This is a genomic window from Lysinibacillus sp. UBA5994 (assembly GCF_002429725.1).
GTDB lineage: Bacteria > Bacillota > Bacilli > Bacillales_A > Planococcaceae > Lysinibacillus > Lysinibacillus capsici.
The window spans coordinates 43,584-58,632 of the sequence record NZ_DJAU01000035.1 but is presented as its reverse complement, the minus strand read 5'-3'; the positions used below and the strand labels follow the sequence as shown (position 1 = coordinate 58,632).

Genomic DNA, 15,049 nt, shown 5'->3' with positions numbered 1-15,049 from the left:
ATGGACACAAAAGAGCTTCATCGTGCAATAGATGAAATTACCGAAATTGCCTCAAGCTTTGGCTTAGATTTTTATCCAATGCGTTATGAAATTTGTCCAGCAGATATTATTTATACATTTGGCGCCTACGGTATGCCCACGCGCTTTTCCCATTGGAGCTTTGGAAAACAATTTCATAAAATGAAGCTTCAATATGATTTAGGACTTAGTCAGATTTATGAGCTTGTCATTAATTCAAATCCTTGCTATGCATTTTTACTCGATACCAATACTTTAACCCAAAATAAATTGATTATTGCCCATGTTCTAGGACACTGCGATTTCTTCAAAAATAATATACGTTTTTCTAATACAAGAAGAGATATGGTAGAAAGTATGACCGCAACTGCGGAGCGAATAGCTGGCTATGAGAGAGAGTATGGCAAGGATGAGGTGGAGCAGTTTTTAGATGCTGTTTTAGCTATTCAAGAACATATTGATCCGTCAATTTTAAGACCGAAGCTATCCTGGAGTGAAGAGGATGAGCTTGAGGAGGAAAAACCACCAACAAAATCACCGTATGATGATTTATGGAGTATAGAAGAAAAAGAAAAAGTTTATAAACCAATTCGACGCAGATTAAAGCAATTTCCTCCTCAGCCAGAAAAGGACCTGTTGTTATTCTTAGAGGAACATAGCCGTGAATTGGAAGACTGGCAACGAGATATATTAACAATGATGCGAGAGGAAATGCTTTATTTTTGGCCTCAATTAGAGACTAAAATAATGAATGAGGGTTGGGCCTCATTCTGGCATCAACGAATCATGAGGGAGCTAAAGTTAACTACTGCTGAAACTATCGAATATGCCAAATTAAATGCGGGGGTTGTGCAGCCCTCCAAAACATCGATTAATCCATATTATCTTGGGATTAAAATTTTCGAGGATATTGAAAATCGCTATAATAATCCTACCGAGGAAATGAAACGGTTAGGTGTTTTGCCAAATACGGGACGTGAAAAGATTTTTGAGGTAAGAGAGGTAGAATCAGATATTTCCTTTATTCGAAACTATTTAACAAAGGATTTAGCGAAGCGTGAAGATTTGTACTTGTTCCAAAAGAAAGGGAATGAATACCGTATAACGGATAAGGATCATGAGATAGTTCGCGATCAACTCGTATCCATGCGTGTAAACGGAGGCTTCCCATATATTGTTGTAAAAAATGGTGATTATTTGCGGAATGGCGAGCTATATTTAGTTCATGGCTATGAAGGGATGGAGTTAGATCCACACTATTTAGAAAATGTATTACCTTATATTTACCAGCTATGGGGACGTCCTGTTCATTTAGAAACCTATGTCGATAAAAAGCCGATGCTCTATTCATATGACGGCACAAAAAATTATAAACGCAATGTATAATAAAAAAACTTCTATCTGTTGAGGGTACCATCAAGCAGATAGAAGTTTTTTCATCGTGTCAAAAAACAAAACCATCAATAGTATTTTTGTGAAAGGTCAACAATCGGTTGCAGGCTACTTGCTTTCCAGTGGCAGAGCACAGAGCCTCTTCGTGTAAAATGTCCTTTTTTTTTGCTACTGACATGATCTTTTTGAAACCAACCTACTCATCTTCTTCAGTTAATACATCAGTTTCTTCATTACTTTCACTATGGTTAGAGGATGAATGAATATCACTTTCAATGACAAGACTATCTCGTACTTTAATGCCTTGTTGCCCACCAGCCTCGTCATTATTATTACCAGCAATACCACTTCTTCCATTACCGTCAGCAAATTGCGAATTGACGTTGCGTGTATGACTACCGTTACTAGCATTTTGTCCACCTTGGTTGGCATTTGTGCCTACATCATGATTGATTTGGCCTCCGCCTTCTGCACGTTGCTCAAAGTGAAAATCAGTATTTCCTATATTGAATGTGAAATTTATTGTTATATGATTTTTCCCTTGCTTGTTAGAGGATTCCTGCTCAGGTTCGTCAGGTCCATAAAATTTTTTAGAATTAAAACCAGACATCGTTTCTCCTCCTTCCTTTCCTATTACTATTAAGATATTAGCGCTTCTTGAACCCACCTGTACGTGTAGCCATGTTACCTAGAGAAAAGGTAGGTGTGTCTAGGGAAAGCTCAACGATTTTTGCTATCTATCCAATAAATTTGTTAAAATGAATGAGATTTGATTATTTAGTGAATGGGAACGGAGAAGCAACATTGAGAACATTTAAAAAGGTTTATATAGAAATTACGAGTGTTTGTAATTTAGCATGTAGTTTTTGTCCACCTACAGCGCGTGCAAAGGGGCTTATAAAAGTCGAACAATTTAATAAAATATTAGATGAAATTCGTCCACATACAAAATATATTTATTTGCATGTGAAAGGAGAGCCATTACTACATCCAAGAATTGATCAGCTATTAGACGCTGCCCATGCAAAAGGATTCAAAGTCAATATTACAACGAATGGTACGCTAATCAAAAAAAATCGTGAGAAAATATTAGGAAAGCCAGCATTACGTCAAATTAATTTCTCGTTGCATAGCTTTGATGGGCATGAAGGCTCTGAAAATCGTGAAAAATATTTAGAGGATATATTGGATTTTGTGCGAGATTCGAGGGAATACAATACGATTATTTCCTATCGTTTATGGAATCTACAACAGGATCATGTTTCGGATGTTGCAGCTCGTCGCAACCGCGAGACTTTAGAAATATTAGAAAATGAGTATCATCTTGATTATCGTATAGAAGAAAAAGTAGAACCTGGTAAAGGGGTAAAAATTGCCCCTCATGTATATTTAAATCAGGATCATGAGTTTAGATGGCCAAGTCTCCTAGAGCCAGAGGATGAAGGTAAGGGTTTTTGCCATGCACTGCGTAGTCAAGCAGCTATATTGGTGGATGGTACCGTAGTACCTTGCTGTTTGGATGGGGAAGGTGTCATTAATTTAGGAAATGTACATGAAAAATCCTTCTCCGACATTGTAGAAGGGGAGCGTGCCAATAAGATTGTTGAAGGCTTCTCAAGAAGAGAAGCTGTGGAAGAATTATGTAGAAAATGTGGCTATCGTCAAAAGTTCGGTATGTAGCTACTAAAAGTTACTTTGAAATAAAAAAGCAGCTCCAATGGTCATTGACCGTTAGAGCTGTTTTTCTTTGATTGAGAATCAATCGTATCTAAAAAATCCTTCGTTATACGAACTACATATTTTACCTCGTCTAAATTTCGTTCTCTTAATAATGAGCGATGAATGTCTAGCATGAGGTTTTTCTCCTCAATATCAGTAACGCCAGATAATTTTTGAAAATTAAATAGCTCCTCAGGGGTAATGTCTAATGCCTTCATGATTGTTTCCAAAGTACTTAAGGTAATATTAGATTGTCCATGCTCAATATTGGAAACTCTTCCTTTACTGAAACCTAACTTCCCTGTTCTTTCAGCCACTTCTTCTTGGCTAAGTCCTTTAGATAATCGAATAATCCGAAGTTGTTCACCTACTAGCTTTAAAAAATCTGACATATGATTCACCTCTATGTTAAAAGCTAGTGAAAAACAATGGAAATGACTATACTATTATAGTGGTATAATAGAGAAAAAGTTACATTAAAATGGTACAATCTTTAGAGTAATACTTTTATCCAGACAAATGACCTAAATAAATAACTAGGTATGCGTTAATGAAGATTGTATTTAGGGTATTAATTGGGACAGAGGATTGGAGGGTTCATACATGGTGAAGCAGTTTTTTTTAGAAGAAATAGCAAAAGTCCAAATTGGTCATTTAATTGTGAACGATCAATGTTTTACTAGGGAAGGTACTCCTTTTATCACCAAAGCAACACTATTGAAATTATTGGTAGATGATGATGCTAGTCAAGTGCCAAAGATTGATCACACGGTTGATTCATTAAATTTGTCACTGGTACCTGCAAAAAGCATTCTTCTCAACAAATTAAATTTAAAGGAAACCATAATTTATCAATGTAAAAAAGCTGTGTGCATCGGTCATGATATCATTGCCATTATTCCAAATGAATCCATTGTTGTTAGTGACTATTTATTTCACTTTTTTAAATGGTATCAAATAAATAAAGAGAGGCGTCATATCCTTCGTTTAATAATTGAATTACCTCCTCTTGATATACAGCATAGAGCAGCTCAACTATTAAACGCTATTCAACATTTATTAATGAATAAAGATTCTTTAGTCACAGCGGTAGAAAAACTTCCACAGTATTTCGATAATGTATCAAAACAAGTAAATCAGCATTCAAAAAACTTACATCATAGCTTTGAACAGCTCCAATATTTATATGCTGATATGTTACATAAGGTTTATAATGGAGATTTCTTAAATGATTCCTTTCAAAGGTTGAGCAATTAACATAAGTCGGTGCAAATGGATTGGGCAATCCTTGCACCGACTTGTTAAATTTCAATAATAATTGGTAAAATCATGGGCTTTCTTTTTGTTTGGGTAAATAAATATTGTCCAACAGCTCTTTTAATTTCTCGGCGAAGGACATGTATTTGCTGTCTGCCCTCTTCTTGAAGCTCATTGACGATTTCTTTGGTAAGCACATTGACTTTAGTTAACAGTGCCTCGAAATCTTTAGCATAAACAAAACCACGTGAAATGGTATCGGGTTCTGAAATAAAAGCACCGTCAGCTTTATTGAGTGTCAACACAATAACAAGCATTCCGTCTTCTGAAAGTTGCTTGCGATCACGGAGGACAATACCTTCCACCTCACCAATGCCAATTCCATCAACATAGGTATCCCCAGCAGGAATTTTCCGTGTCTGCCTTGCTTTTGAATTTTCAATATCAACTACATCACCATTTTTCATAATAAATGTATGTCCCTTTTGAACGCCAATAGATTCTGCTAATAAACGATGTTGATGTAACATACGATACTCACCATGAATAGGGATGAAGAATTTAGGCTTCATAAACGTCAGCATAAGTTTCAAGTCCTCTTGATGACCATGTCCTGATACATGCATACCTGTATGACTTGAAGAACCATAAATAACCTTAGCACCAAGCTGAAACAAATTGTCTACAATGCGAGAAACGCCCTTTTCATTACCTGGGATTGGTGAAGCCGCAAGAATGACTGTATCGTCTGGTAAAACTTTAATTTCACGATGATTACCATTTGCTATTCTTGCTAGTGCAGCTAGAGGCTCACCTTGGCTACCTGTGCAGAGGACCACGACCTCTTCTGGTGGGAGGTATTTGACCTCTCGTGCATCAATTAACAGATCTTCTGGTACAAATAAATAACCTCGTTCAATCGCGACATCAACGACATTGACCATGCTACGCCCTACTAAAGCTAGCTTCCTATTGGTGGCAATTGCAGCATGTACGATTTGTTGGATGCGATTAACATTTGAAGCAAAGGTTGAGATGATTACTTTTCGTTCAGCATGTAAAAAGGCTTCCTCTATATGATGCCCTACAAGTTGCTCAGAAGGGGTCAAACCTGGTCTTTCTGCATTTGTACTTTCAGAAATAAGGACAAGCACACCCTTTGAACCGATTTCAGCCATTTTATGAATATCAGCAAACTGATTGTTAACGGGCGTTAGATCAAATTTAAAGTCTCCCGTATGGACAACATTTCCTTCAGGGGTAGCTAAAACGATTCCTAAACAATCGGGTATACTATGATTGGTTCTAAAGAAACTAATATCGATTTGTCCTAAATGTAGTGCTGAATCAGCATGAATTTCAATTAAATCCGTTTCTCTTAAAAGTTTATGTTCCTTAAGCTTTAACTCAATAAGTCCGAGGGTGAATCGGGTAGCATACACAGGGACATTTAATTTTTTTAGTAAATAGGGAATTCCACCAATATGATCCTCATGTCCATGTGTGACAATTAATGCCTTAATTTTCTCCTTATTATCAAGTAAAAATGTAATATCAGGAATGATTAAATCAATTCCGAGCAGGGTTTCATCCGGAAATTTTGCTCCACAATCAATAATAATTATGTCATCTGCATATTGTACTACATACATATTTTTACCAATTTCATTTATCCCACCTAGGGCAAATATGGATAATAGCTGTTTACTCGTTGACAACGTATTTCCCTCCTATAGTTTTAAATAAAGCCATCTAAATGGTTTTGCCATAGGTAGTATAGCTTTTAGCATTTCATCCTATACGAAATTTACAGTACGACTAATTGTATAGCACGAAGAATAGAATGGGGAGATAACAAAAAGCAAAGACAGCTCGAGGGAAGTTTTTTAGTTTATTTCTCTAAAATCAAGATAAGAGGAGGTAGACCTTTGTCAAATTTTGTGCAACATGCCATTTTCGAGCATAAATTTTGGCTAGAAATCATGCAAAACCACGCTCAATTTATTCATGACGCCCTTTATCCCTCAGAAGAAGAAGATATTCAAAGAGCCCATACGTATATTTATCAATTCTCGCAGTTACTTACCTATGTCACTTCACTCGATGATTCAAATGCTGTATCCTTTTCAGTGTCCGTGGACGACAATATTGAGCAATTTAAGCAGTTCAAGCTTCATCTACTCAGACATCAACTATTGGGGGATATTGGGATTCATTTAACGCCTACGTTTGTCAATCATATGGTTAATGAATTAGAAGAATATCAAAATGTGCTGGGTTATTTAAAAAAAGGAGAAGCACCACCTATTTTTCATGAGCTTCATCATCATTTAGTTTGGCTTTTAGATGCCTCCGGTCATGCAGGCATTATTAATGATGATTTAGATGGTGTTGAGAAGCGTTTGAAGAAAAAGAGCCATGAGTTTGCTCAACACTTTGAGCAATTTTATTTAAAGGCTGTTGAATTAACAGGCTATTTACGTACGAATATGAATTCCTTTCCTGCTTTAAAACGCTTTAGTAAAGATGTTGAGCTTGAAATGACATTATTTAAAACATTTTTAAGAGAGCTAGAAGAGATGGAGCTAAGTGCAGAGGTGCTAGGTACATTTACAGCTCCTATGGCGGACCATATGTGGCGTGAGGAGCAATACTATTTAACGAAGCTCGCACAGGCTAGAGAACAAGATAAGTAAAACAAGAGGCTATCTAAACTAACTAGATAGCCTTTTAAGTTAGGGATGAATCACTACTTCTGTACCTATTGGCACAATACTGGCTAGCTCTTCAACATCTCGATTTTGCATGCGGATACACCCATGTGAAACAGCATGCCCAATAGAGCTAGGATCATTTGTGCCATGAATTCCGTAGTGTTGTTTAGAAAGACTCATCCACATCGTGCCAAAAGGACCACCAGGGTTTGGCGCTTTATTGATGATCATAAAACTACCTACTGGTGTTTCGTGAAGCATGCGTCCAACTGCAATTGGGTATTGTTTTTGAAGGATATTATCTCTATATAAACGGAGCCAGCGATTGTTGGTAGATATCTCAATACGGTAAGGAATTGTGTCGGGCTCAGGCAAGCCAGGGATGACGATTTGTTGACCCATGAAAAGATGATCAGGCTGAATTCCTGGATTAGCAGCGAGAATGGATGCCAAAGATGTACGGTAATCTTGAGAAATTTGAGTTAGGGTTTCACCAGCTTTGACAGTATGAATCAATTATTGTTCCCTCCAATGCAAAGGTTTATTGCTCTACTATATGCATCAGATGTTTTATGTAATTTTAGGAATGCAAGGTTTTTCAGTTTCTGGACAGAATAAGCGGTGACATTCAGGATTAAGGGGCATAAAGATGAAGGAATTTAAAATTACGTATTTTTTTGATGAGGTACATTATGTACGAAGATTCATTTTTATTGAATCGCAACAAGAGGCAGAAAAATTAGTGAAAAATGAACGTGATCAATATATCTCCTTTACGGATAGTAGGGGGATATACCATGAACTGCACACAAAACATGTACGAGTTATTCAAATAGCTGAGTATCATCGAATTGATAAAAGTACGAAAGAGAAAGACACATAATCTGTTCAGCATTACACACATTATAGGAAAAGGAGTGTGACAGAATGGACATCGAAAAAATACCACATGAAAAGAAAATGTTCATGAATTTAAATAGTAAGGACAAGCCTGACATGGTTGAATCAGATACGATTAGTCTTTTCGATCTGCATGAGGATATGCAAACTGTAGATGCCATTCCGATAGAGGAACTCAATAAGCGTGTAAAAAGAGAAGGCGACGAATTAATTGAAATGCAGCCAGATGAATTATAGGAGGTAAAAATGATGAATCGTGAAAAAGACATCCAGTTTACATCTGCAGGCACAAATATTAACGAAGTGAAGCAAAAAAATGCAGAGGCAGGATTATCCTATAATGAAGTGAAGGCCCTGTTAGCAAAAGGTGGCGGACGTGGAACATCTATTTATAGTGACACTGACATTGAAGAAGTAAAACAAGATATACACAAGCATCAACATTAAAGTTTTGGGAGGAGCAAGGTATTGAGCGCTCTTCCCTTTTTATTTTACAATGATGAAAAATAAAGGAGTTGTAAAAGCATGTCAACTGGAGAAATAAAATGTCCATTATGCGGAGGCGAAAACCATTGTGGCGTGGCAAAAGGTGAAAAAGAGTGCTGGTGTATGACAGTTAGCATTCCAGAAACCCTGTTAAATACAGTGCAAAGAGAGCCAAATCTATGCATTTGTTCAACATGCATAGCTACATATAAGAAAGAGGAAGTATAGTTTTTTACGATGATAAAGGTTGGTAAAAATTGAGCAATTGGTACAATTGTCTATCGCACAACAACCTAGCAGGCATACATTACTCTGAAAGGAGTGTGTCTAATGGCTAAACCAATTGAACTCAGTAATGTGACAAAGGCATATTTAGAGGAATATCAGCGAATCCTCAAAAAAATGATGCAGGGTATGACCTACGTAACCATTACTTGTAGTATCTCAGAAAATTTTATTAAGCAAATCATCCCTCATCAAGTTGCAGCAATACAAATGTCTGAAAATGTTTTACGTTATACAACGAATATACCTGTGCAAAATCTCGCCTTAGAAATCATTCGCACACATACAGAAATGGTTGAGAGTCTTGAAGCGATACAAAATCGATGTTGTGTCGTACAAAATTCAGAGTATGAATTATACGAGTATATGTGTGCTTACAAAGAAATTACAGAAGCTATGTTCAATGCAATGTGTGCTCCACCAGTCTCTAATAGCATTAATATCAATTATCTTCGGGAAATGATTGTCCATCATCAGGGTGGTATACGACTGGCACAAAATGTGCTTAGATTCTGCATCTGTCAAGAGTTAATTCCAATCCTACGTTGCATGATTCAAACGCTGTGTGAGCAACTAGAAGCCATGGAAAAGCTACTGGATAGTTTACAAAATTGCGATTGCGAGTGCTAGCACTAACGAGAAGTTTATATGGGAAGAAGGCGCTAAATCAATCAGGATTTTAGCGCTTTTTCTGCGTAAAGACAGTGTTTAACTAAGAAAATAAGAAATTGTCAATAAAGTGGACGAAAAAATAATAAAGTGTAAAGAATTAAATGAGAATCTATTTTTGTCATTCTATTGTTGGTAAAATATATATGTTTTATTAGTTGAAGGTAATGAAGAGAAATCTATAATTGGCTTTAAAATATTGGTAATTTTAATTTACTTGAATACAACTAGGAGTGGGAGCTATGTTCAAAAGGAAGAAGATTAATCAAAGTTATGATTATTTTTCGGCTACGAAAAATTCAGACATCGAAACAAATGAACGCTTTAAAGAAAAATTGGATTTCCTTGCTTTATCTAGAATTAGAAGAGAATCTGTTGGGTTTTTACGTAAAATTTATGAGAATAATCGACAGCATATACTCGATAATTTTTATGCTCGTCTACTGGAAATCCCAGAGTTTAATCATGTCATCAATACACATTCGACAGTAGAGCGCTTAAAAGGATTATTTGATACACATTTTATTAGCTTATTTGATGATGAATTAGATTTAGATTATGTCTTTAAGCGTCGTAAAATTGCTTATGTTCATGCAAGAATTGGTGTACTACCGAATTGGATGATATCTGCCTATACACTGATTAATCAATTAATCATTCCACTTATTGTCAAAGAACTATCTCGTGATGAAGAAAAAATGCTGGATGTTTTATTGTCTTACGATAGCTTAGTAACAATTGATCAACAAATTATTTTGGAGACCTATATTGAAATTCAAGCAGGATCTGTAGTAAATGGATTAGGTGAAATAATTACTTATAATACACAGTTAGACACCATTAAGGAACTGATTGAATTTCAGGAGATTCAGCAACAGGAGATTGTTGCAGCAGATCAATTAATGCATGAGTTAGACGAAAGTATTGAAGAAATTGCCACATCAGTGGGTGATATTTCAGAGCAAACAAAGCATGCCTTTAAAAAATTAAATCAGGATTTGGAATCATTACAACAAGTATCATCTATTTTACAGACAACCGATGAAGGCCATAAATCAATGCAGGAAGATATTAGGCGTTTAGTTGAGCGTGTAAATAGTGTAGCGAAATTAATGGAATTAATAAAAAAAATAGCAGATCAAACAAATTTGTTGGCTTTAAATGCATCAATAGAGGCCGCTCGTGCTGGAGAAGCAGGAAAAGGTTTTGCGGTTGTTGCAGAGGAAGTTCGGAAACTTGCTGATGATACAAGTACATCTGTCAAATCTATACATACAGATATACAGGAGCTACTTCATATTACCCATAATATTAGTTCATTAACGACTCAATTTTCCCAAGATTTACATCAAGGTGTTACAGATACCTTATATATATCACAGACGCTAGCTGAGCTAAATAAAAACTTACAGCAGCAGGGGGCGCGCTTTGAGGAAATAGCTACAACGACAAAGGTACAGGCACAATCTGCTACTACTATTTCTGAACGTAACCATACAATTACAGAGAGCATGCAAAAAAGTAAGGTAATCGTTTTTGATATGGGCTCCGCCATTTATAAATTAAGTAAAATGATTGATGGATACCGATCCACAACAATTTCTAAAAACTTTATTATTAGCCAAGAGGATATTATTGAATTAGCTATTACCGATCACCTATTGTGGAGATGGAAAATCTACAATTTGCTACTAGGCTTTGAAACGATGACGGAGCAGGATGTAGGGTCTCCAAAAGAATCACGCCTTGGCGAATGGTACTACGGCACAGGAAAGAAACTGTTAGGTGATGAGCGTGTCTACGCAGAGTTAGAACAACCATTTATTCACGTGCATGATATAGCAAAAAAAGCAGTGCGTGAGTACAATGTAGGCAATAAAACGGGCGCTGAAAAATACCTGAAAGAAATTACGGATGAATCGTATGTTGTAATTGAAAAATTAAAAGAGTTAAAGGAAATTTTATTGAGTGAGAAAAAGCAATATATTCATTAAAAAATGGAAAGCAAGCTAGTCTACATACTAGCTTGCTCTTTTATAGATTAATAGGTGGAACACACATAAATGTCACTGTACGCTTTTGGCTATCATAAAGACACCATTCACGGTGATTGATAACAGAGCCTACATTCACACCATATTGTTTGTCTTGTAAAGCAATTGGTTGCCCGTAGCGAATACGAATCGGCAGCTTTTTTTGTTGATGATAAAGACCTGATTCGTGACTATGCCCGAAGAAAAATAATGGTTTTTGAAAGTGTGGGAAAGTCGGTTGCCAGCTTACATTCCACCTAAATTGATGTCCGTGCATAAGCGTGGCTCCATCAATCTCTATTGTCTCTGGTAAAGCTTTAAAACGTTCAATGCCAGTGACCTGAGTAATACGTTCTTCTTGATTGCCTCGAATAGAGGGGAAGGTTAGCAGTTTTTCAAATTCACTTTCTACTATGGCCGCCTTTTGCAAAGGTAAGCCAGATATGGTTTGTGCCTTTTTCTTACTAACAGTGCATTCATATAAATCCCCTAACCCAATGATTGTTGCTTCCTCTGCTGTTTGTTGAATATGAGCTAGAACAGCTTTAGTGTCTTCTATATTAGAATGTAAATCTCCTAAAAGTGCATAAAGCATTTAAACCCGGCCTTTCCTAATAATAATCGTACAAGTATCATACACCTAATAGAAATTACTAGAAAAGTAAAATGTCTAAGAATATTTCGTTACTTCAGCTACATATTTTGAATGTGTGGAAAAATTGCCAAGAAATACATTGCTTGATAAAATATAATCGTAATTTTCAGAATTTTAAGAAGTTTAATAGTTTCCCATTCTTGTTTATTTAATAATAATAAAATGAAAGTATGGAGGGCTTATAATGACGAAGTTTATGACAGATATTCTTGAAGACTATGCAAGGCAACAACCAAATGCAATTGCAACATTGTATGATGGAAAGGCAATAAGCTATCATGATTTTTACCAACGTGTAGAAAGATTTGCGACTTACTTGCAGGAACAAGATTTTAAAAAGGATGATGTGATTGCCCTATATACGCTCAATTCAGATTTATTTTTAATCGCATATTTAGGTGTCCAATTAGCTGGATTTATTGTGATGCCAATTAACACTAAATTAGCTGCTCCTGAGGTTGATTTTATTTTTAATCATTCTCAAGCAAGGGGCTTAATTTTTGATGAAAGATTAACAGAGGTATTAGAGGACGTTTCTTATTCATTCCAACATACAATCGGATTTCAAGAAATGAAAAACATAATTGAATATGATAATCGTGCTAGAAAAATTGTGCAATTAGAGGCTGACGATACGGCAGTGGTCATGTATACGTCGGGAACAACAGGTAAACCCAAAGGCGTCATGCTAACGCATCAGAATATCGTGGCTACAGCAGATATTTGGTCGTCTTCTATGAATATGTCTAGCAGGGACAAAATGTTTATTTGTACGCCTTTGTTTCATTGTGCAGGTCTTCATGTATTTGCTATGCCTATGTTTTATAGAGGGGGAACAGTGGTCATTGAAGAAGCATTTTCACCAACTAAAACGTTAGCTCAAATTGTAGCTACTGAGGCGACAATTTTCTTTGGTGTTCCATCTATGTATACCATTATATTAAATACTCCTGGATTCAAGGAACATAGCTTTAATCATTTACGTTTACTATGTTACGGTGCTGCCCCGATGCCTTATGAGCTTGTAAAGCAAGTGAAAGAAGCATTTCCAAATGTAAAGGTTCAAAATCTTTATGGTCAAACTGAAAATTCACCTGCAGCTACCTCTTTATTAGATACGGATGCATTGACGAAAATTGGCTCAGTTGGAAAACCATTAGCACAGACAGAGGTTTGTGTAGTTGATAGTGAAGGAAAGACCGTACCAGCTGGAGAGGTGGGCGAAATATGCGTAAGAGGACCACAAGTAATGAAGGGCTATTTACGCAATCCAGAGGAAACAGCAAGAGCGATTAGGGATGGCTGGTTGTACTCAGGCGATTTAGGACGCTTTGATGAGGAAGGCTATTTATATATTGTAGATCGAAAAAAAGATATGATTATTCGTGGTGGAGAAAATATTTACCCAATCGAAATAGAAGAAGTTCTATATCAAATGCCGGAAATTTTAGAAGCAGCAGTGGTTGGATTGCCACATGAAGTATATGGAGAAGTACCAAAAGCATTTGTTGTGTTAAAGGAAGGGAAGTCTCTTGATGAAAATTCGATACTATCCTATTGTCAAACACGACTTGCCAAATACAAAGTACCTTATGAAATTGAATTTTTAATAGAATTGCCACGAAATGCCTCTGGGAAGGTACTAAAGCATACATTACGGCCGAAAGTGACAACAATTTAAGACAGTTCAATTATCCTTTGGCATAATTGCTATCCAGATTTTTGGGGTTCACTGTCTTGTGTAACTCGCTATTAGTACAAAAAATAGTTACTAAATGAAGATAAAATAGGAACGGCTATGAAAGTATCGTATAATAGAGTCTACGACAAATTGAATAATGAGAATGGCGAAGAGGCTGCTCTTCGCCTTAGAATAGGAGCGGAATTTGTCTTGTGGACGGGGTATAAACGCCTTTTACTTATTGGCATTTTGATTATTATGTTACTTTCAGGCTGTCAGCCATTTTCTTGGCAAGATGCTGAACAAAAAAATCAATTAACGGTTTTAACAGTAGAATTTAATAGCGGGGCACCTATTCCAAATCTTTTCCTTACGGTTACAGATGTACAAACAGGTGATGTAGTGGAAGAAGCGATTGGTTCAGAAGAGGGAGAAGCTATATTTTCGAAGCTAAAGGCAGGGAGAGAATATGCAATTGCGGCAACGACACTTGAAAATAGTACGACAAATAATGGGTATACAACAATCGAGAATTTCACTTACGATACAACAAAGCCCTATTATCGATTGCAAACACACTTTTTAAGAGACGATCAGGAGTTAGATGTCCCTGTTGTCATGCAAAACCCCGAGCTGCCACATGGCTGTGAAATTACTTCACTTACAGCCGTATTAAATTATTTTGGAATGAATGTGTCAAAACTCGAAATGACTGACAAGTATTTACCAAAGCAAGAAATACGAACAGTAGGCAATCAACGTTTTGGACCAAATCCCAATGAAGCTTTTGCAGGTAATCCTCGTGATAAAGCTCGTGGTATGTATGTTTTTGCTGCTCCAATTGTCAAAGCGGCTGAGGCAGTTATTACAGATAAACAAGCTGACTTACATGTCAAAAATATGAGTAACGCCTCACAGGATGACATTTTACAGCTTGTGCGTGAAGGTATTCCTGTCGTGACATGGGTAACGCTAGATTTATCAAAGCCTAAACGAAAAGCAGAAAGAGGCTGGATTTATACAGGGGAAACGACTCGACATGATGCTTTTATGAACTTACATGCAGTCGTCTTAACGGGACATTTAGGTGATAAGGTAGTCGTAATGGATCCTTTAAAAGGGTATGTTACTTACAATGTCGATCAATTTTTCAAAAGTTATCAGGAATTAGGCAAACAAGCTGTAGCTGTTCATAAATAAGCTATAAATCATTAGTATGTTACACTAATAAAAAAGTAAA

The 15,049-nt window shown here is 36.4% G+C and carries 17 protein-coding genes; 12 read left to right on the top strand and 5 right to left on the bottom strand.

Translation table 11 applies throughout. From position 1 onward, the window contains the following. Complete coding sequence (locus B3D98_RS12150; protein WP_288583210.1) at positions 1 to 1,404, top strand: SpoVR family protein; 1,404 nt, start codon at positions 1 to 3, stop codon at positions 1,402 to 1,404. A 202-nt stretch (positions 1,405 to 1,606) separates the two neighbouring features. Here B3D98_RS12150 and B3D98_RS12145 read toward each other — a convergent pair whose 3' ends face one another. Continuing rightward, the gene (locus tag B3D98_RS12145) at positions 1,607 to 2,020 is read right to left on the bottom strand and encodes a hypothetical protein (protein ID WP_048394838.1); all 414 of its coding nucleotides are present in this window, start codon (positions 2,018 to 2,020) and stop codon (positions 1,607 to 1,609) included. A gap of 194 nt (positions 2,021 to 2,214) precedes the next feature. Between B3D98_RS12145 and B3D98_RS12140 the strand changes: the two genes are divergently transcribed. Beyond that, positions 2,215 to 3,090 carry a radical SAM/SPASM domain-containing protein gene (locus tag B3D98_RS12140; protein ID WP_048394836.1) on the top strand — a complete coding sequence of 292 codons (876 nt, stop codon included), beginning with the start codon at positions 2,215 to 2,217 and terminating at the stop codon, positions 3,088 to 3,090. 41 nt (positions 3,091 to 3,131) lie between these two features. Here B3D98_RS12140 and B3D98_RS12135 read toward each other — a convergent pair whose 3' ends face one another. After that, positions 3,132 to 3,521: a helix-turn-helix domain-containing protein gene (locus tag B3D98_RS12135; protein WP_004225641.1), complete on the bottom strand. Its 390-nt coding sequence runs from the start codon at positions 3,519 to 3,521 to the stop codon at positions 3,132 to 3,134. A 211-nt stretch (positions 3,522 to 3,732) separates the two neighbouring features. Here B3D98_RS12135 and B3D98_RS12130 point away from each other — a divergent pair, with 211 nt between their 5' ends. Next, positions 3,733 to 4,386, top strand: coding sequence for a hypothetical protein (locus B3D98_RS12130; RefSeq protein WP_048394834.1), 654 nt, complete (start codon positions 3,733 to 3,735; stop codon positions 4,384 to 4,386). A 44-nt stretch (positions 4,387 to 4,430) separates the two neighbouring features. On the opposite strand, the gene B3D98_RS12125 is transcribed toward B3D98_RS12130, so the two are convergent. Beyond that, positions 4,431 to 6,104, bottom strand: coding sequence for a ribonuclease J (locus tag B3D98_RS12125; protein WP_048394832.1), 1,674 nt, complete (start codon positions 6,102 to 6,104; stop codon positions 4,431 to 4,433). A gap of 210 nt (positions 6,105 to 6,314) precedes the next feature. Here B3D98_RS12125 and B3D98_RS12120 point away from each other — a divergent pair, with 210 nt between their 5' ends. Beyond that, positions 6,315 to 7,082: a DUF2935 domain-containing protein gene (locus B3D98_RS12120; RefSeq protein ID WP_288583208.1), complete on the top strand. Its 768-nt coding sequence runs from the start codon at positions 6,315 to 6,317 to the stop codon at positions 7,080 to 7,082. A gap of 39 nt (positions 7,083 to 7,121) precedes the next feature. On the opposite strand, the gene B3D98_RS12115 is transcribed toward B3D98_RS12120, so the two are convergent. Beyond that, complete coding sequence (locus B3D98_RS12115) at positions 7,122 to 7,616, bottom strand: L,D-transpeptidase family protein (protein WP_048394827.1); 495 nt, start codon at positions 7,614 to 7,616, stop codon at positions 7,122 to 7,124. Positions 7,617 to 7,749: 133 nt separating this feature from the next. On the opposite strand from B3D98_RS12115, the gene B3D98_RS12110 reads away from it, so the two are divergent. The 6 genes from B3D98_RS12110 to B3D98_RS12085 all read left to right on the top strand — a co-directional run bounded on the left by B3D98_RS12110 (position 7,750) and on the right by B3D98_RS12085 (position 11,434). Then, a complete protein-coding gene (locus tag B3D98_RS12110) occupies positions 7,750 to 7,983 on the top strand; it encodes a hypothetical protein (protein ID WP_048394826.1) in 234 nt (77 codons plus the stop codon). A 44-nt stretch (positions 7,984 to 8,027) separates the two neighbouring features. Then, positions 8,028 to 8,237 carry a hypothetical protein gene (locus B3D98_RS12105; protein ID WP_004225632.1) on the top strand — a complete coding sequence of 70 codons (210 nt, stop codon included), beginning with the start codon at positions 8,028 to 8,030 and terminating at the stop codon, positions 8,235 to 8,237. A gap of 12 nt (positions 8,238 to 8,249) precedes the next feature. Continuing rightward, positions 8,250 to 8,447 carry a hypothetical protein gene (locus B3D98_RS12100; protein ID WP_054549000.1) on the top strand — a complete coding sequence of 66 codons (198 nt, stop codon included), beginning with the start codon at positions 8,250 to 8,252 and terminating at the stop codon, positions 8,445 to 8,447. A 78-nt stretch (positions 8,448 to 8,525) separates the two neighbouring features. Continuing rightward, on the top strand, positions 8,526 to 8,714 hold the full coding sequence (locus B3D98_RS12095; protein WP_054549001.1) for a cysteine-rich CWC family protein: 189 nt from the start codon (positions 8,526 to 8,528) through the stop codon (positions 8,712 to 8,714). 102 nt (positions 8,715 to 8,816) lie between these two features. Continuing rightward, positions 8,817 to 9,401 carry a DUF305 domain-containing protein gene (locus B3D98_RS12090; RefSeq protein WP_004225628.1) on the top strand — a complete coding sequence of 195 codons (585 nt, stop codon included), beginning with the start codon at positions 8,817 to 8,819 and terminating at the stop codon, positions 9,399 to 9,401. Positions 9,402 to 9,682: 281 nt separating this feature from the next. Further along, positions 9,683 to 11,434: a methyl-accepting chemotaxis protein gene (locus B3D98_RS12085; RefSeq protein WP_004225627.1), complete on the top strand. Its 1,752-nt coding sequence runs from the start codon at positions 9,683 to 9,685 to the stop codon at positions 11,432 to 11,434. Positions 11,435 to 11,474: 40 nt separating this feature from the next. On the opposite strand, the gene B3D98_RS12080 is transcribed toward B3D98_RS12085, so the two are convergent. Beyond that, the gene (locus B3D98_RS12080; protein WP_048394823.1) at positions 11,475 to 12,068 is read right to left on the bottom strand and encodes a metallophosphoesterase family protein; all 594 of its coding nucleotides are present in this window, start codon (positions 12,066 to 12,068) and stop codon (positions 11,475 to 11,477) included. A gap of 244 nt (positions 12,069 to 12,312) precedes the next feature. On the opposite strand from B3D98_RS12080, the gene B3D98_RS12075 reads away from it, so the two are divergent. Next, positions 12,313 to 13,809 carry a class I adenylate-forming enzyme family protein gene (locus B3D98_RS12075; protein ID WP_257962115.1) on the top strand — a complete coding sequence of 499 codons (1,497 nt, stop codon included), beginning with the start codon at positions 12,313 to 12,315 and terminating at the stop codon, positions 13,807 to 13,809. Between the two features lie 117 nt (positions 13,810 to 13,926). Next, on the top strand, positions 13,927 to 15,009 hold the full coding sequence (locus B3D98_RS12070) for a C39 family peptidase (RefSeq protein ID WP_269897872.1): 1,083 nt from the start codon (positions 13,927 to 13,929) through the stop codon (positions 15,007 to 15,009). Positions 15,010 to 15,049 lie beyond the last annotated feature (40 nt).